Origin of the sequence: Paenibacillus sp. FSL W7-1332 (assembly GCF_037969785.1) — a bacterium.
GTDB lineage: Bacteria > Bacillota > Bacilli > Paenibacillales > Paenibacillaceae > Paenibacillus_AQ.
This window is the reverse complement of record NZ_CP150209.1, coordinates 1,728,409-1,746,501: the sequence shown is the minus strand read 5'-3', so window position 1 is coordinate 1,746,501 and position 18,093 is coordinate 1,728,409. Positions and strand designations below refer to the sequence as shown.

The 18,093-nt window shown below is 50.7% G+C and carries 16 protein-coding genes; 2 read left to right on the top strand and 14 right to left on the bottom strand.

Translation table 11 applies throughout. The features are described from left to right. Positions 1-1,011: an ABC transporter permease gene (locus MKX98_RS07415; protein WP_113056503.1), complete on the bottom strand. Its 1,011-nt coding sequence runs from the start codon at positions 1,009-1,011 to the stop codon at positions 1-3. A gap of 103 nt (positions 1,012-1,114) precedes the next feature. Further along, positions 1,115-2,935 (bottom strand): ABC transporter substrate-binding protein, encoded by a 1,821-nt coding sequence (locus MKX98_RS07410; protein WP_339222373.1) that lies wholly within the window; start codon positions 2,933-2,935, stop codon positions 1,115-1,117. Between the two features lie 242 nt (positions 2,936-3,177). Here MKX98_RS07410 and MKX98_RS07405 point away from each other — a divergent pair, with 242 nt between their 5' ends. Further along, positions 3,178-4,431 (top strand): HAMP domain-containing sensor histidine kinase, encoded by a 1,254-nt coding sequence (locus MKX98_RS07405; protein WP_233354782.1) that lies wholly within the window; start codon positions 3,178-3,180, stop codon positions 4,429-4,431. A gap of 73 nt (positions 4,432-4,504) precedes the next feature. Here the strand turns inward: MKX98_RS07405 and MKX98_RS07400 are convergent, their stop codons facing one another. Together MKX98_RS07400 and MKX98_RS07395 are read right to left on the bottom strand one after the other, a co-directional pair. Further along, positions 4,505-4,855 (bottom strand): hypothetical protein, encoded by a 351-nt coding sequence (locus MKX98_RS07400; protein ID WP_339222371.1) that lies wholly within the window; start codon positions 4,853-4,855, stop codon positions 4,505-4,507. A gap of 170 nt (positions 4,856-5,025) precedes the next feature. Beyond that, positions 5,026-6,324 (bottom strand): alpha-glucosidase/alpha-galactosidase, encoded by a 1,299-nt coding sequence (locus tag MKX98_RS07395; RefSeq protein WP_113056501.1) that lies wholly within the window; start codon positions 6,322-6,324, stop codon positions 5,026-5,028. Between the two features lie 190 nt (positions 6,325-6,514). On the opposite strand from MKX98_RS07395, the gene MKX98_RS07390 reads away from it, so the two are divergent. Continuing rightward, positions 6,515-7,399, top strand: a complete 885-nt coding sequence (locus tag MKX98_RS07390) for an AraC family transcriptional regulator (protein ID WP_220686235.1) — start codon at positions 6,515-6,517, stop codon at positions 7,397-7,399. A 100-nt stretch (positions 7,400-7,499) separates the two neighbouring features. Here MKX98_RS07390 and pepT read toward each other — a convergent pair whose 3' ends face one another. The 10 genes from pepT to MKX98_RS07340 form a co-directional block, all read right to left on the bottom strand. Beyond that, complete coding sequence (gene pepT / locus MKX98_RS07385) at positions 7,500-8,732, bottom strand: peptidase T (protein ID WP_339222368.1); 1,233 nt, start codon at positions 8,730-8,732, stop codon at positions 7,500-7,502. A gap of 145 nt (positions 8,733-8,877) precedes the next feature. Then, positions 8,878-9,714: a MetQ/NlpA family ABC transporter substrate-binding protein gene (locus tag MKX98_RS07380; protein WP_220686237.1), complete on the bottom strand. Its 837-nt coding sequence runs from the start codon at positions 9,712-9,714 to the stop codon at positions 8,878-8,880. A gap of 56 nt (positions 9,715-9,770) precedes the next feature. Beyond that, complete coding sequence (locus MKX98_RS07375; RefSeq protein WP_339222366.1) at positions 9,771-10,469, bottom strand: methionine ABC transporter permease; 699 nt, start codon at positions 10,467-10,469, stop codon at positions 9,771-9,773. 4 nt (positions 10,470-10,473) lie between these two features. Beyond that, positions 10,474-11,223, bottom strand: coding sequence for a methionine ABC transporter ATP-binding protein (locus MKX98_RS07370; protein ID WP_339222364.1), 750 nt, complete (start codon positions 11,221-11,223; stop codon positions 10,474-10,476). Between the two features lie 220 nt (positions 11,224-11,443). After that, the gene (locus tag MKX98_RS07365; protein ID WP_339222363.1) at positions 11,444-13,414 is read right to left on the bottom strand and encodes a tetratricopeptide repeat protein; all 1,971 of its coding nucleotides are present in this window, start codon (positions 13,412-13,414) and stop codon (positions 11,444-11,446) included. Between the two features lie 207 nt (positions 13,415-13,621). After that, complete coding sequence (locus MKX98_RS07360; RefSeq protein WP_194541359.1) at positions 13,622-14,119, bottom strand: DUF3995 domain-containing protein; 498 nt, start codon at positions 14,117-14,119, stop codon at positions 13,622-13,624. A gap of 102 nt (positions 14,120-14,221) precedes the next feature. Next, entirely contained in the window at positions 14,222-15,208 is a 987-nt protein-coding gene (locus tag MKX98_RS07355) for an ATP-binding cassette domain-containing protein (protein WP_339222361.1), read from the bottom strand. A gap of 15 nt (positions 15,209-15,223) precedes the next feature. Beyond that, complete coding sequence (locus MKX98_RS07350; protein WP_071223555.1) at positions 15,224-16,024, bottom strand: ABC-2 family transporter protein; 801 nt, start codon at positions 16,022-16,024, stop codon at positions 15,224-15,226. Continuing rightward, positions 16,021-16,797, bottom strand: a complete 777-nt coding sequence (locus MKX98_RS07345; protein ID WP_339222359.1) for an ABC-2 family transporter protein — start codon at positions 16,795-16,797, stop codon at positions 16,021-16,023. Before MKX98_RS07345 ends, MKX98_RS07350 begins: the two co-directional genes overlap by 4 nt. A gap of 281 nt (positions 16,798-17,078) precedes the next feature. Then, positions 17,079-18,035, bottom strand: coding sequence for a cupin domain-containing protein (locus MKX98_RS07340; RefSeq protein WP_339222357.1), 957 nt, complete (start codon positions 18,033-18,035; stop codon positions 17,079-17,081). Positions 18,036-18,093: the final 58 nt, after the last annotated feature.

Genomic DNA, 18,093 nt, shown 5'->3' with positions numbered 1-18,093 from the left:
TTATTGATCCTCCATCTGAGCGGCCTTGATTCTTGGATCGATCCAGCCGTAGATTAGGTCAATCGTAAAGTTGGCCAGCAGCACGGCCAGGGCGATCAAGAGGGTGCAGCCCGAAATTAACGGATAATCCAGCTGACGGATAGCCGTGAACATCCAGGTTCCGATTCCCGGATAACTGAATACGATTTCACAGATCAGCGAACCGCCCACCATCGTACCGATGGATAACGCCAATCCCGTGATCTGGGGCAGCATCGCATTTCGGAATACATACCTCGCGATCTTGGAGTCCCGTATCCCGAGAAGTTTGCTGTACAGTACATAATCCGAATTCAGCTCATAGATGGACATCTCCCGCATGCCAATGGCTTGGCCGCCAATCGTAACCAGCACGATCGATAGAAATGGAAGCGTATGATGCCGAAGTACGGAAGCGAAGAATTCAAAGCTGAGTGACGGCACCATCTGGTAATCGTAGCCCCCGTGCAGCGGAAACCAGTTCAGGGACAGGGCGAATACATACAGCATAATAATGGCTAGGGTAAAGAAAGGAATGGAATTCACAAACAAGGCCACCGGGAATATCACTTTATCGAATACACCTTTGCGGTAAGCCGCAACGGCGCCCAGCACGTTCCCGATCAGCCAGCCAACCAGAATGGCCGGAAGCTGAAGCCCGATCGTCCATGGAACCGCCGAGGCCAGAATCTCCGTTACCGGTTTTGGATATAGGCCGAATGAAGTGCCCAGATTGCCTGTCGCCAAATTTTTCAGATAGATGAAGAACTGCTCCCATAAAGGCTTGTCGATTCCAAACTCGACGAGAAACGTCTCATAGACCCGTTTAATCGTATCGCTGTCGGTCATCCCCTGCGTCATCTCAGACACAATCATGCTCACCGGATTCCCTTCAATCATCCGGGGCAGCAGGAAATTCAGCGTGACCGCAATCACCAGCGTCAGAAAGTACCAGAAGAACTTCTTGACGATATATTTTCCGTAAACGCTCAAGCAGCTCACCCCCATGGATCACACCCTGAAATTGGTGGAAAAGAGACCTATATCAGGGGTGCAAATCCGCCAATATAGGTCTTGGTTCAATGAGTTATATCCATCAGTTATGAATCTGATACAGCGATTTGATACCGGCTCCATCCATCGAAATTTGAGGCGGTATGTTGCTGCCGTCCCCTTCCGTCGGGAAGCCCTTCCATACGGATTCATTGACCGTATCGAATACCCAAGGACGATACATGAGCGGAATCGATGGGATATCCTTTAACCAGATTTGGGTCAATTCAGTGTAGAGCGCTTTCAATTCAGCTTCGTCCGTAATGGTTGGAATCTTCTCGATGATGGTATCGGCTTGCTCGTTCTTATACCGGCCCCAGTTGTAGAATGCCATCTCGCCCATTGGCGCAACGCCCTTGGAGTACATGATGGTCATGGCGCGGTTCCACGGCTGGCTTGGGCTGACCCCGCCGGCAGGCGTATTCATGATGATATCGAACTTGCCGGTCTGTAGATCATTGGTCCATACCGGCGCTTCCGGGAATTTGGTGCGAATCTCGATACCGATTGCCTTCGCATTCTGGGCAACAATCTCAAGCGCCGCATTCCAATCCGACCAGCCGTATGGACACTCGATTTCAAACGGGCCGAGGCGGGTTCCGTTCAGGACGCGGATGCCGTCTTTCCCCTTCGCGGCGCCGATGGAATCGAGCAGCGCATTGGCCGCATCCACATCCGTTGTCCATTGGAGCGGTTTGATAGCCGCCTGGTCTACATATTTTGCTTCGGCCTCCGTATTCAGCGTCAACGACGGCTCCATTGGGGCCGAGTAGCCGCTGATGGCCAGCTCCGAAATTTTGCCGTAATCAATCGCCATTGCGATCGCTTTTCTGACATTCGCATTGTTGAGTCCTTCCTTCGTCATGTTGAAGAAGATCGATGGCATGGAGCCGGGCACATAATAGGGAGCGTCTTTGATATAGGTTTTAACCGGAGCCCCGCCCTCCCACATTTTCCATACCTGCGGAATAAACTGCTGCGATACGTCTACTTGACCGCTTTTGAATGCCAGGTCACCCGCTGCATTGTCTTTATAGATGACATGGGTGATATATTTGGGAGCCGGCAGCTTGCCAAAGAGTGCCTGCCCCCAATAGTTATCGTCCCGTACGATCGTGATCTTCTGATCATTATAAAAATACATTTTGTAAGGCCCCGTTCCGATCGGGTCCTCGTTGACTTCTTTACGAATGGTGGCAAGGTCGTTATTGGCTTTCTTCTCGACCTCTTCCCATACATGTTTAGGCAGCATCGGCATGATCTCGATGCTGTCGAGCACCGTCAATTTGTTCGGATTGTCTTTATTCAGCTTGATGTTCACCGTTTGCGGCCCGTCTGCCGTTACGTCCTCGATGTAGGTCCAGAAGCTGCTCCAGTTAATGTCATATTTTTTGCCGAGCTGGTAAGTATAGACGACATCATCGGAGGTGAACGGCTTGCCGTCGCTCCATTTGGCATCCTTGTTCAATTCGATCTTCAGGGTCAGATCGTCGGTCCATTCATATTTGGTACCCAGCAGCGGCTCCAGCTCGCCTGTCAGCTGATTGACCATGAACAAGGTTTCATAGACGAGTTCTCTGGAGTTTCCGTAGTTAATCGGAAACGCAGGGTTTCCGCTGAGCAAGTTAAAATTCGTAGGTGCCCCCCATTGCAAACCGTTCACGTATAACGTTTCATTTCTCGGCGTCGCTTTCGCATCGCCCTGCGGTGCCGGCTCATCGCTGCCTCCGGGTGTGTTTACCTCTTCTTTGGGCGGCGGCGGATCTGATGCGGTCGGCGGCGTTACACTCTGGCATCCGGCAGCAAAAAAAGACGCGGCCAACAAAAGAATGAACATGGGTCTCAGAACGGTCTTCAGCTTCACTTGTGAACCCTCCATTCATGGAAATGTGTTCTCACTTAAGTGCTGAGTTTCCGGGACAAACATATGTTATCTGCAAACGCTTTCTTGATGGATTTATATGTTCCTTCACTCCATCTGAGTACGAATAAATTTTGTTATTTTTATTCAAGCCTCAAGGATTTTTCCAATTGACGTCGAACTTGAATGGACAAGGTAATCTAGCGGACGATTCGATACTTTTCAAAGGGGTGGGCCTACTGCCTGTGATTAAAGATGTTTTGCTGCAGTTGTTGTTTGCATTGATGCCTTTTGTCGCATACAACATCTATTACAGAAAACTGACAGTCAACTATTCCCGTAATTTCATCATTGTCATTTGTTCGCTGTGCATGCTGCTGTCCATGACCTTTGCTTCGTCCGTTCAAAGCGGGCTGATCTTTGACGTGCGGTATGTCATTATGTTTTTCGGCATGCTGTTCGGAGGGTTCCTAACTGGGGCAATCCTGCTCGTGGAATTTCTAATCTACAGGTTGTACATTGGCGGATCCGGCATGATCGATGCCATTATTATCTTGATCTTTACGTTCCCGCTGTCCGTTCTATTGTCGTTCATGTACCATCGAACCAAACACAAATTTTGGATCGTTTTTATAGCGGGCATCAGCTTCTCTGTCCTCCCGCTGCTGCTACTCTATATAACCAAACCCGACTACATCATGAATTACTTTCTTTTTAATATTTTAGCCATGCCTGTACATAATTCGCTCGGAATATGGCTTCTCGTAACCCTGTTTAACAAATCCGTATCCGACAAAGAGCTTTATCTGCGGTATATCCAGAATGAGAAAGCCGAAGCCGTCAATCATGTCGCCGCATCCCTTGCCCATGAGGTCCGCAATCCGCTGACCACCGTGCTTGGGTTCCTGCAGTTGATTAAGAGCGGTACGTTCCCTCAGGAAAAAACCGAACGTTTTCTGGAAATCAGCATGGAGGAAATTCGCCGGACCGAGCAAATCTTGTCCGAATATCTCTCGATCAGCAAACCACACTTGCCGTATCAGCAAAGAATCGAGCTCTCGGCCCAGATCAAGTCTGTTGTCGAGCTCATGATTTCATACGCTAATATGAGCAACGTGACCCTCAGCGCTGATTACCCTCAGCTCCCCATTTACATTTTAGGCAGTCCGGCGGAGCTCAAGCAGCTGTTGGTCAACTTTATTAAGAATGCGATTGAGGCCAGCAAAGACGTTGACAGAGGCACGGTCCACATCACCATCTATGAAGAAGCAGAGCAGGTGTCCATCGAAATCAAGGATAACGGGATCGGCATGACGCCCGAGCAATTGAGCCGTCTCGGTTCAATCTACTATTCCACTAAAATGAGCGGCACCGGACTTGGACTCACCTTCTCCTATCAAGCCATCCGTGCCATGAATGGAAGTGTCTCGGTTCGGAGCTCGCCACGATCAGGAACGGTGTTTCTTATCACGCTCCCGCACGCCAATATAAATCCTTAGCATGGGTAATTTCCGCACACAACCCGTTAACGATAAAGAGAGACGCCGGTGTAGTTACCAGAGCGTCTCTCTTTTATGGATCCAGTAATAATATTTCTTTTGCTGCAAAATTTCTGTTGTTTTTGCTTATATTCAACGGCTTTTTTAATGTGATCCGGATAAGATCGCCTTCCTTTAGTTCTTCCAGCTTGATCGTTCCTCCTCCACTTTCCTTCAGGGAAGTAGCTTCGGTGACCAGCACCTCACAGTGGTACCCCTCATCCGTGTGGTTCTTCCGGTTACGATTCACTTCGTCGGAGCAGTCCACGGCCATCCTGTCGTCTTCCAGCGAATAAACCGCGGACTCAAACACCGCTACATCCCCGGCACATCCGGTCGTAAGCAGCAACAGCAGGCCAATGAATAGCTTCAGCTTTAGCTTCATTCCGCACCTCCTTATACCTCTCCTTATAACTACTTACATAGCTGAGAGAGTCAAAACCGGGTTATCATTAGATTTAGTGTAACATCGGTTAGTCAATTGCACCTCAAAAAAAACAAAGGAGCAGGAAATCCTTCCCGCTCCTTGCGTTACAATCGTTCATCCATTCAGCCTTATTGGTATTTAGGGAGCCAGTCTCCATGCGCCTCAATCAAGTCGTCGCACAGGCTCTTGATGTCATCGATGGACAACTCGGCAGCCGTATGCGGGTCGAGCATCGCCGCATGATAGATATGCTCCTTCTTGCCGGTTGCGGCCGCTTCCAGCGTCAGCAGCTGGGTATTGATATTGGTGCGGTTCAGCGCGGCACATTGCGGAGGCAGATCGCCGACATAGGTCGGGGTTACGCCGCTGGCATCGACCAGACACGGAACCTCAACGCAAGCTTCCTTCGGAAGGTTCGTGATCAGTCCCGTGTTCATCACATTACCGCCGATTTTGAACGGAACATTAGTCTCGATTGCTTCCAAAATGTAAGAAGCATATTCATGGGAGCGGTTGTGCTTCAGATCCTGGTTGTTGACCAAATCCTCGCGCATCGCCTTCCATCCCTCGATTTGGTTCACACAGCGACGTGGATATTCATCCAGCGGGATATTGAAGCGCTCAATTAGCTCCGGATAGTTACGCTTAATGAAATATGGATGGTACTCGGCGTTATGCTCGGACGACTCGGTAATGTAGTAACCGAAGTTCAGCATCATCTCGAGACGAACCATATCATGATGCTTCTCCTTCTGCTTCTCGGCCGCGCGCTTCTTAATTTCCGGATACAGGTCCACGCCATCCTTCGTTACCTCAAGCAGCCATGCCATATGGTTAATGCCGGCGATTTTGGCCTGCACGCCTTCCTTGTCCATCCCCAGATTATCGAACAGATGCGGAATGCAAGCCTGTACGCTGTGGCACAGACCTACCGTTTGCACGCCGCCCAGCGTGTTCATCGCATTGGTCAGCACCGCCATCGGGTTCGTATAGTTCAAGAACAGCGCCTGTGGACAAACTTCCCGCATATCGGCCGCAAAATCCAGCATGACCGGGATGGTGCGGAGATTACGGAAAATCCCGCCGATTCCCACAGTATCCGCAATCGTCTGTCTGAGTCCATACTTCTTCGGAATTTCAAAGTCCGTAATCGTACACGGATCGTATCCTCCGACCTGGATAGCATTGATGACATATTTTGCTCCGCGAAGAGCTTCCTTGCGGTCACTGTATGATTTGACGACACAGGTGCTGCCGCTGGTCTTCTTTATATTATTCAGCATGTTCTCCGAATCTTTCAAACGGATCGGGTCAATATCATACAAAGCAAGTTCAAATCCCTGCAAGGCCGGGGTCTGCATGCAATCCCCCAGGACATTCTTGGCAAATACGGTACTTCCTGCTCCGATAAATGTAATCTTAGACATCAATTAATTCCCTCCCTAAACTCCATGAATTAATACGCTTTCACAAGACTAACTATATGATAATCGGTCTTTTTTGAATATGGAGCAAAACAAGAGCGATATGGACATTTGTTGTTTCATTAGGTAAGCTAACCCTAACTCAACATCCACGATATCGATTGATCTCGCACACGTTTAAGGGGGATAGCGCATGTCTATTTTGCCAGACCATACGCTCTACACGATTGGTATGAATCCTTCACCGGGCGGTCACGACCTGAACATCCTGTTCAGCGGTGAGGGAACTCCCATACCACGCCACAAAATCGGTCCGATCATTCATGATTACTGCCTCATTCATACCGTCTTGACAGGCCAAGGCATCTTCGAGTGTGCCGGCATCGTACATCATTGCCAGGCAGGCGACACCTTCGTGATCCTTCCCGGTGTTCTGTTCAGTTATGAAGCCGATGATCGGAACCCCTGGCACTATAACTGGGTTGCATTACAAGAAAAAGGCACCAAGATGCTGCTGGCCGACATGGGTGTTACGCCGGCTAAGCCGATTATCCACTGCACGGATGAAGCTGAGCTTAGGTCGCTGATCGACATGTACCGTCATCTCCGTCTGGGCTTTAACCAATCGGATCATCCCTGGCTTGAGGATCTTCAGGCTTCCGGGTGGCTCCGATTGCTGCTCCATAAGCTGGCGATGTTAAACCGTGAGCATCTTCCGTCAAACTCCAATGACGTGCCGGATATCGAGCGAGGCGTAAGGCAGACCGAGAGATGGATCTCGACCCAGTATCATCAACAGCTCTCCATTGATCAAATGGCCAAAACGCTTGGCTATCACCGGGCACATCTGTCCAAAATGTTCAAACAGCATACAGGCATGTCCCCCATGCAATATCTCATGAAGGTACGTATTGAGAAAGCCAAGTCGCTCATGAAATCGTCCTTCTCCATCCATGAGATTGCTTCCTCTGTCGGTTTCAATGATGCACTCTATTTCTCCAAGCAGTTTCGCAAATGGACAGGCATGACCCCAAGCGAGTATAAATACAGCCTGGAGAAAGGCTCTAATAAAGCATGATCTATAGACAGGCAAGATATCTAATGCGGGTCGATAACAAGAGCACACGAAAAAGCTGCCGGCATTCTTGCCGGCAGCTCCTTTTTTGAAAAGATTTAACTTAAGCCCGCTCCTCATACAACTGCACGATTTCAATAATCGTTTGAACGGCCAATACCATATTGTCGGCGGATACATACTCATACCGCCCGTGGTAGTTCTCCCCGCCCGTAAAAATATTGGGTGTTGGCAGGCCCATGTACGACAGTTGAGAACCGTCGGTGCCACCGCGGATCGGTTCGATGATCGGCTTGATTCCCAGCTTCTCCATGGCTGTCTGGGCGATGTCGACCACTTCTTTGACCGGCTCGATTTTTTCACGCATATTGTAATACTGATCTTTCATCTGAAGGATGATCCGCTCGGCTCCATACTTGTTTTGAAGCTCCTCTACGATGGAGGCCAGCTTGGCCTTTCTTCCTTCGAAAAGCTCCCGGTCATGATCGCGGATAATATAACGAAGCTCGGTCAGCTCCACATCACCCTCAATGGAAGTAAGATGATAGAAGCCTTCATAACCTTCGGTATGTTCAGGCGCTTCTTCCGCGGGGAGCATGCTGTTCAGCTCCATGGCGATTTTCGCCGCGTTGACCATTTTGTTTTTGGCCGTTCCGGGATGGACATTCTTCCCTTTGCAAGTGACCAGCGCCGCTGCCGCATTAAAACTTTCGTATTGAAGCTCCCCGAGCGGTCCGCCATCCATCGTATATGCGTATTTAGCCCCAAAGGCTTCCACATCGAACTTGTGCGGTCCTCTCCCGATTTCCTCGTCCGGCGTAAAAGCAACCCGGATTTTACCGTGCTTCAGTTCCGGGTGTTGGATCAAATAAGCCATCGCCGTCATAATCTCGGCAATTCCCGCTTTATCATCAGCTCCAAGCAAGGTGGTGCCATCCGTTGTAACGAGGGTATGCCCCTTGTAGCCATTCAGCTCCGGAAAATCCCGCGGGGAGAGCACCACATTCTGCGCTCTGTTCAGAATGATGTCTTGTCCGTCATATTGTTCGACGATCTGCGGCTTGACACCGGCGCCCGTAAAATCGGTAGCCGTATCGATATGTGCCAAAAAGCCGATGGTCGGGATCTGTTTATCCGAGTTTGCCGGTAGTGTGGCCATCACATAGCCATTCTCATCCATCGTTACGTCCTGCATGCCGATTTCCTTCAGCTCGTCCACCAGCAGCTGACCCAGCGTCAGCTGTCCCGGTGTCGAAGGGCAGGTATTACTGTTCTCGTCTGACTGCGTATCCACTTGTGCATAGGTAATGAGTCTGTCGATTACTTCTTTTTTCATAAATTCTCAACTCCAATACGTATGGGTATGTAAGGTGCACCTCTCAAATCCATGAAGAGTATACCATATTTGGCCGCACTCAAAAAAATAACCGTCCCCCCGAAAACCTCGGAAAACGGTTATTATGAACCATAAAATACGCGCTTTATTCAAAAGCCGGCAGCGCAATCTCAGAGTAGTTATCCTCGAAGAACTTTTTCACTTCCGGGCTGGTCATTGCCTTGGCAAGCTTCTGGATCGGCTCGGAATCCACATTATCTTTACGGGCCACCAGCGTAATGGTGAATTCGGAGTCGTTGCCTTCGGTTACGAGAGCATCTTTCTTAGGGGTAAGTCCCAGCGGTTTCGCGTATGCCGGCGTCATGGCAACCATATCGACGTCGTCGAGCGTACGGGCCAGCATGAGCAGATCCACCTCGGTGAACTTGTATTTATGCGGATTCTCCACGATATCCGCCTGCGTCGCTTGAATGCCGACACCTTCCTTCAGCTTAATCAGGCCGTTCTTCTCGAACATCACCAGGGATCGGCCGATGTTGGAAGGGTCGTTAGGAATCGCGATGCTTGCACCGTCCGGAAGCTCTTCGATGGTCTTATATTTTTTGGAGTAGGCTCCAAAAACGGCATTATAGATCGGCGTGACCGGAACCAATTCAGAGCCGTTGTTCGCATTGTACTCTTCCATGTACGGCACATGCTGGAAGAAGTTCGCATCTACCTCTTTATGGGCCAGCGCATTGTTCGGCTGCACATTATCGGACAAGATCTGGATTTCAAGATTGATGCCTTCTTCCTTCAGCATCGGCTTCACCAGATCAAGCACCTCGGTCATTGGCGGAATGAGCGTTGCGACTTTTAATGTAACCTCTTCCGCAGCATCGGGTGCAGCACTCTCCGGAACCTTGTCCTTGGCAGGTTGCTGCCCGCAGCCTGCCAGCACCAGCAAGAGAGTCAGCATCAGCAGCATTAATTTCTTATTCATCGTTTGGTTACCTCCAGTTAAAATATAATCGGTGTACATGCGTTCAAAAAATAGAATTAAACTTTTCTCTTATCGAGCAGTCTGGATGCCAGGTTCCCTCCAAACTGGATGGACTGTACCAGAATGATCATAATGATGATTGTAAATGACATAAGCTCTCCCTCAAATCGCTGGTACCCGTAACGGATCGCGAAGTCTCCGACGCCACCCCCACCCACGATCCCCATCACCGTAGAGTACGAGATAAAACTGATTGTGGATGTTGTCAGCCCAAGCACAAGGCCCGAGCGGGCCTCTACATACAGGAATTTGTATATCATCTGGAGTGTGGATGCCCCCATGGAAGCGGCCGCCTCCATCACTTCCTTCGGCACCTCCAGCAAGGATTGCTCTACCAGCCTTGAATAGTAAGCCACCGCAACGACGGATAAAGGAACCGCAGCGGCCAGCGTCCCAAGGGAAGTACCGACGATCCATCTCGTGACTGGTATCATAATGACAACCAGAAGCAGAAACGGGAATGACCGTATGACGTTAACCAAGGCATTCAAAATGGAGAATAAAAGGCGGTTCTCATACTGCTGGCCTTTTCGACACAAAAATAGCAGTGTTCCTACCGGAATACCCAGTATTATAGCGGCAGCAATCGATATGCCCACCATGATGAACGTCTCGCCAATCGCCCGCCAGATTTCATTCTGATACTGCAGGACATAGGCAAAATAATCACTTAAATATGGAATGATGTCATTCATGGAACTAACAATCCCCCACTTTCCCTACACCGTCCATTGAAGATCCGGAACCCCGAGAAGTCTCTCCATCGCTTAGCTGATTGCGGTACGTTCTGCTCAGACGTCCGTTCTCCATAACGGACACCTGGTCGCAAATGTCGTTCACCACGTCCATCTCGTGGGAAACGATTACGATGGTTACCCCCAGCGTTCGGTTGATATGCCGGAGCACCTCCAGAATATCCGCGGTTGTCTGGGGATCCAAGGAAGAGGTCGGCTCATCGCACAACAAGACGGTCGGCGAATTGGCTAACGCTCTGGCAATCGCTACCCGCTGCTTCTGCCCGCCGCTTAGCTGAGCCGGATACGACTTCGCTTTATCCTCAAGTCCGACAAAACGCAAAACCTCCTGGACACGATTCGCCCGTTCGATCTTCGGTACCTTTGCGAGCTCAAGCGGCATCGAAACATTGCCCCATACCGTGCGGTTGCTGACCAGCTGGAACAGCTGAAAGATCATGCCAATCGATCTTCTTGCCTCCCGAAGCTCCTTGCCCCCAAGGGAGGTCAGCTCCTGACCATTCACCACGACTCGGCCGGAATCCGGTCTCTCCAGTACATTCATGATGCGCAGCAGCGTCGATTTCCCAGCTCCGCTCGTGCCGATGATTCCGTGTATGCTTCCCTCCTCAATATGAAGAGAGACAGCGTCTATCGCCTGATAACGGCCACTGCCGCTGCCAAAGCTTTTACTGACCTCTTGCAGTGAGATCATGATAATCCCCCTCCTTGCACATGAAGAAAGCCCGCTTGGCTATGCAGCCTGCGAGCATGTTATGCTGCAACAACTATTGAATCATACCATAATTTCAGACAAAATGTGACACCACTTCTTGGCGGACTCTAACTTCTTCGTGATCAACGCATCCCTACATGAGCACCGGACTTACAGGGTGAATGCAGAATTCGATGATTCTGCTGGTTAAGAGCGGCATTCAGGACAAATAAAGCTGATGCCCATACATGCCCGTTAACCGTTCTACCGCTTTGTTCAGCAAGCTCTCTTCAAAGCCCTCCAAGCCTTCGATGGCTTGGATTTTATCCGCCGGCGGCATCTCCTTCTGAAGATGCAAGCTCCAGTTCACGATGGCCTGTATGGCATCTTCATGCTCGAACTGGCCGTAAAAAATATGTGCTTTGTACAAATAGCTGTCGGCATGCTCGGGAACCAGCCTCAGTACCTCGTCAAAAGCAGCTAATGCCGCATCCTCGTCCTGATCCTTGTAATAAATCTGTCCCAGTCTGAAATAAGCGCCCGGATGACCCGGCGAAAGCTCCAGCACTTGCAGCGTATCTTCCTTCGCCCGCGCATAATCCGCCATCGAATAATAGATTCCGCTTCGCAGGCTGTAGAGGCTGCCTTGCCCCGGGTTCAAACTGAGCCCTTGGGCACAGTCCGCTAATCCCCGTTCCAGCTGTCCGGTCTCCACAAAGCAAACGGCACGAAACTCGTAAAATCTCGGGTTCGACGGATGCGCCTGGATTGCCTGGGAATAAGCATCGATGGCCAGATCCCACATGCCCATCTCCTTATAGATATGGCCGCTGGCCGCCAAATACGTCGGATGCTCGGAGAAGGACTCCTCCTGCTTAACCGCTTCCTGCAGTTCAAGCAGCGCTTCCTCATTGCGTCCCTGAAGATAGAGCACATAACTCAGCTTGTTGCGGATTTCAGTCCCGTCCTGAAGCGCGGCTGCTTCCTTCAGAGCCTGCTCCGCTGATGGCAGATCATTCATCTCCATGTAAATATCGGCGCGCTGCACATAGTTCGGTGCATCATCATTCTCAAGCTTAAGCAGCTTGTCATTGATCGCCAGCGCCTCCTCCTGACGCCCCAGCCGGTAATAGCAGTCGGCCATCCAATAGCAGGCCAGCGGGGAGTCCGGCTGTCTTGCATACAACTTCGAAATCAGCTCGTAGGCCTGATCCTCCAGACCATCCTCGCGATAAATCCGGGCCATGTCGAAATACGCGCGGCAATCGTCCGGCGCCGCTTCAATCGCCCATTCCAAATCCGCTTTGGCTGCATTTTTGTTACCGGACCGGTTGAAGACCTCCGCTCTCTTTAAGTAAAGCTCGTATGAATCCGGATACCGATCAATGGCCTCCGATAGATAGTGCTCGGCCTGTCCCATGTCCCCAAGCTGCACGTACAGGTCCGCCATAGATTTCCGAAAGGAATACGCCTCCCGCACTTGCCGCTGAAACGTCTGAAATGCACCGTAGCTGTAGTTGGTGCTGCCTGCAAACAGCGCATATCCGCCATCCGCTTCCGCTTCATACCGATCGGCCAGCTGGATTCCCTCCTGTAGGACTCCCACGGCTTCCTGCACATGATCCATCAGATCCAGGGATACGGACAGCATGTAATAATACATCGGGATGGCGCGTTCCGGCTCCTGGATGCTTAGGCGAAAATAGTGCGCCGCTTCCGCCGGATTGCCGCTCTCGTAAAAGGTCATGCCCAGCTCATAATAAGTTGAAATAACCGTGCTCCTGTCCTCTCTTTTAATGCTTTCCTTCAGATCGCGGATCGCCTCTTCATATTGATTCAAATCCTTGTGGGCAATCCCCCGGGTATACCAATTCATATAATTGTCGGCATTCAACCGAATCGCTTCATTTAGATCCTCAATGGCCTCGCGCTCCCGGTTCAGCTCACGCAAAATATGAGCGCGCCGCTCATAAGCGCGATGGCTTCCGCTCGTATCGATCACGCGCCCCAAATAAGTTATGGCCTCTTCCGAATGGCCGCTGTTGTGCAGCAGCTCCGCATAGTGCAGCTTATCATTGAAACTGGTAATGGCACTTTCGCCTTTTCTCATATATTTAAGGGCTTGTTCAAAATCCCGCTTCTTTCTGTAATGGTTACCGATACGGAACCAGATCCGCTTCATCAACTTCATGGTGGCTCATCCTTTATATGTAGATGTTATTCTTGGGCTCGTATGATCAGAGCAGAGGTTTCCTTCCTCTATCTCTATATTATACTTCCTCTATGTCCATTTGCACCCAAATTAAAAAGGAACCGTGCAGGCTCCTCTTTAGGTGTGTATCCTATTATATTGTACAAGGTTACCAAAAATGTCCAACGAAAGAAATACATGCGTTATTTAGTGAAACGATTTTGATTTATTCTGCTTACGAACTTTTCCCCCATAGTATGCTGCTGTACCCAGTGAAATTCCCCAGATCAGGAAGAGTGCGTACCAGAAGTATCCCCACACCGCCATGGGGCTTGCATCTTGATCGGCATACATGGGGGCCGACTGAACGCGGCCGACCGCCAACAAATACTGCATGACGAAGTAAGTAAATCCCCATAATGACAACAAAACAGAACCGATGGCAGCTGGTATAGTTAGCAACCATTTCGGTAAGCGCAGCCCCCACGGCCTGGCAAAAGCAAGCGCGAAAACGGCTGCCAATAAGGCCAGGGTACCCATTCCCCAGTAACCGATCACGTGCGTCCAAAATTCATCAGGCGCTTCCTGGAAATCCCCTGGGAATGCAAACCCGATGCCAAGTCCCCACCAGAAATGGGGGAGGGCATACATAACAGCGGCAATGCAAGCCGTATACCCGGCTTTTTTCATTCTTGAATGATTCATATCAATCACCTCAAGCTCATCATACTTAACGAAAAGAGCATTCAGATGACTTGAAGTTTAAGTTTAGTTTAAATATGCGATAGGGCCCGCTCTTGGCTCTGTTCAGTACACCTTATGAATCACATCTTCGAAATCGGGATCTTCCATATCGATATCATCCAGCTCGCCCCAGCGGCCCAGCTCTTTAAAAATATCAAGCGTGTTCATCTCACGGCGGTTCACCTCAATGGTGACGGTGTTATCCAGTGTGCTTGTCACCCGAATCGGGGCGGGAAGACCGCCTTCGCGCAAAGATTGATCGGGAATTACAAAAGGACCGCGGAAAGTAACCGTGATTACGGTAGGCAGCCCGATGGTGTCTCGTAATGACTTTACCGTCCCATCATAAGACAGCTCGCCGTTGTTAATGACCATCACGCGATTGCACAGCTGTTCGATATCATCCATGTCATGCGTCGTGAGCAGTATGGTCTTGCCGAATTGCTCGTTGATCAGCTTGAGAAAATGGCGGATGTTCCGTTTGGCGTTTACGTCCAGACCGATCGTCGGCTCATCCAGGAACAGCACGTCCGGATCATGCAGCATCGCGGCGGCGAGGTCGGCGCGCATGCGCTGGCCGAGCGACAGCTTGCGCACAGGCGTTTCCCAGAACGCCTGTAAATCCAGCAATTCGGCAAACTGTCCGAGTCTGCGCTCCTTGTCCGCCTGATCCACGCTGTACATTTTAGCCAAAATATCGTAAGAATCCTTCACCGGCAGGTCCCACCACAGCTGGCTCCGCTGACCGAATACGACGCCCAGGTTGTTCACGACGCTGCGCCGCTCCTTGTGCGGATTCAAGCCTCCGATCGATACGTGACCCGAGGTCGGGTGGAGAATGCCGGTCAGCATTTTGATGGTGGTGGATTTGCCGGCCCCGTTCGGTCCGATGTATCCGACGAATTCCCCCCGCTCCACTTGAAAGCTGATTCCCTTCACGGCTTCCTTCGTCCGGTATTCTCTCGTGAACAGGGTTCGCAGCCCGGAGAAGCGCCCCTCCTTCACAACCGGCGTTTTGAACTCCTTGCGTATGTCGTGGACTTCAATCATTGACGCGTTCCTCCTTTAGCTCCCTGTACTTTGATATTTGGTCAAACCAAACTGCCAGAATTTCAGACTTAAGAAGAGACATACCAGAGCCGCTCCGGCCAACGCGGGCAGCACCCAAACGCCGAGCTCGCCCCGCAGTATGTATAATGACGGAATGTAATTGACTAAACCGACCGGGACCACGATCAGCAGGATCGACGACATCCATTTGGGATACAGCGTGAGCGGATACTGGGCTGCCGTCCGGGCCGCGTCCTCCGTAATATTTTGAAGCTCGGTGATCCGGGTCGTCCAAAAACCGAACGTGGCGGTCGCAAGTCCGATCGAGAACAGGATGACGGCTCCCGTGACGATAATATAGAGCGATTGCGGCACCGCGCTCCATCCGACTTGCCCTGCCGCCATCATGCCATGCAGCGACCACCAGAGCAGAAAACCGCCCTGCAGCACTTCGCCCAACATAATCCGGAATTTCTGCGGCATGAGCGCCAGCAGCACCGGCATGGGACGGGTCAGCAGTTGGTCAAGCTCCCCGTTGACCAGATAGTGTTCAAGATGGTGCACTTCATCCGCAAACGTCCGGTAGAGCGTCTTCGATAAGGTCATAACGGCAAACAAATACCCGATTTCATGCATGGACCACCCCTGAATGGCCCCAAATTTGTAGAGCACGATAGCAACCATAAGAAATTCAGAAATTTGGATCAGCGCCGCCAGAAACGAAGCCAGGATAAAATTGAATTTGTATTGCATGCGGCTTTTGATGCTGGTGCGGATCAGCAGCGCGTACAGAGATAACCAGGATCTCGTGGTCATCCTCCTTGCACCTCCACTTTCCGTCTTAGGAAGCCTGTTGCCAGCAGGCTGGCCATCGTGAGCAGCAGGCACCACAAGAGCGTCCCCCATAGATAGGAAACGTCATCAAAACCCAGATAGATCCGGGTCGGCACATAGAGCAGATACGGATACGGCGACCACCAGGCCAACGTCTGAAGCCAGCCCGGCAGCCATTCAATCGGAATAAAGAAGCCTGCAAGAAGATTGATCATCGCATGGTTGCCCCAATACAACCAGGACGATTCCGTTGTCCATAATGCGGATGCGCCGATGAGATAGTTGATGCAGATCGATAAATAGGCGGCTCCTGCAAGCGCAATGGCTACATAGAGGAAGGTAGATGCTTTTCCGGGTAAATGCAGCGAGAAAGCAAAATAATACACCAGGTAGATCGGGATTGATTTGTAAACGAATTGGTAGGCGATTTGCCCCCATTCCTTGGCCATCAAATGACTGAACAAGTGAACGGGTCGCATCAAATCCAGAGAGATATGGCCGGTTCGCACGGCTTGGGGAATGCCGAGGCCATTCGTGACGAAACTGGAAACCCAGAGCGCAGCTTGCGTAAAGGCGATATAACCGACCATTCCCTGCGTTCCGTAATCTCCGAGTGCGTAGTCTGCACCGAGACCGATCCAGATACAGGCATACATGAAGCCGAACATCGCGCTGGCGATATTGTGCACCATGTGTGCGCCGCGGTACTGCAAATTGCGGGCATAGGCTTTGGAAGCCAATGTGAAATAAAGCATGAAGCACCTCCGATAAGCATTTTAGATGGCGGACCCATCCACTTCAGACAAGGCGAAAATGAGAGAAGGACAATAGCATACCAGAACGTTCCAGATCAGGCAAGGCTTTTTTCGGAAGGAAAATATACGGACGATCCGGGATACAAAAAGAAGCCTTCTTCTCCGGAGGGTGGTTTCAAAAAAAACCACCAAGGGAGTTTGAAGACTTCGGAGTCGTCATATAAATGATCAGGCGTCATCATCTTATACTGCTTGCAATAACAGACCGCAAGCTTAAGGTGTCACTGGCCCTCTCGCCCATTTTCCGTATCGGATTCGGGACCACGGCTAGAGACAGACTCTGGATCCGGACTCGTTTTGTACAGATACTGAAGCTGCTGGAAGGGCTGCGGCTGGAAAAATGGCGATTGCTGATGTGCCTGCTGCGAATAGGTTACCGGTTGTGCATAGGGTGCCGGTTGCGCATAGGGTGGCGAGAAGGAAGCTTGCGGCGGAAACGATGGCGGCTGTGAATAAGGGGAATACGATGGGGAAACGCCGTACTGCTGCATCCTCGCTTGTTGATAATTGTATGGATACGATGGATAGGATGGTGGCGATGGTGCATATCCATAATAGCTAGGCGGCGAAGGTTGCTGTGCGTTCAACGGAAATGGCTGGTCAAACGGCTGCCGCTGAATCGATTCAACGTAGGGGGCATGGTCGTCCCGCTTGCCGCAGCCCGGCGGTGGCCCTAATATGACCGTTTCCTTCAGCGGAGCAACCGCTTTGGCGTAATCCTCCTCATTCACGCAGTATGCGATATGCAAGATCTCCTTGGGAATATGCCTAAGGAAGTCCGATCCATATACGATATCCGGCGTTGGCTTATCAAATATGGTCAGAATATGGGCTTTGTCGCTAAGCGTCAGAATCCAGTGGAACCAGCCTTTTGGTAACATCGATACCTGTCCCGGTTTTAGCTTGTAGGTCATCAGCTTCTGGGTGAAGGGATTAAATACGGAAGTCAGCACTTCGCCGCTGATGACAAACACCAGCTCATCGACATTCGTATGCCAATGGGGCTGGATGATAATTCCTTTGGTCATATGAACGTTGAAGAATCCTGTGGCAATGGCCGGCATCTGATTTTCAAACACCTGGGTTATGTAATTTCCCGCATCGCGTTTATAGTTCAAAGTGTCGTTCGAGTCCGCAAACAGCTTCAAATTCGGAGATGTCAGTACTGGATCCAGCATCGTATTCCTCCCTTGAAAGTTCTTGATCTATCTGTATGCGTAGAAGGCCCGGCCTATG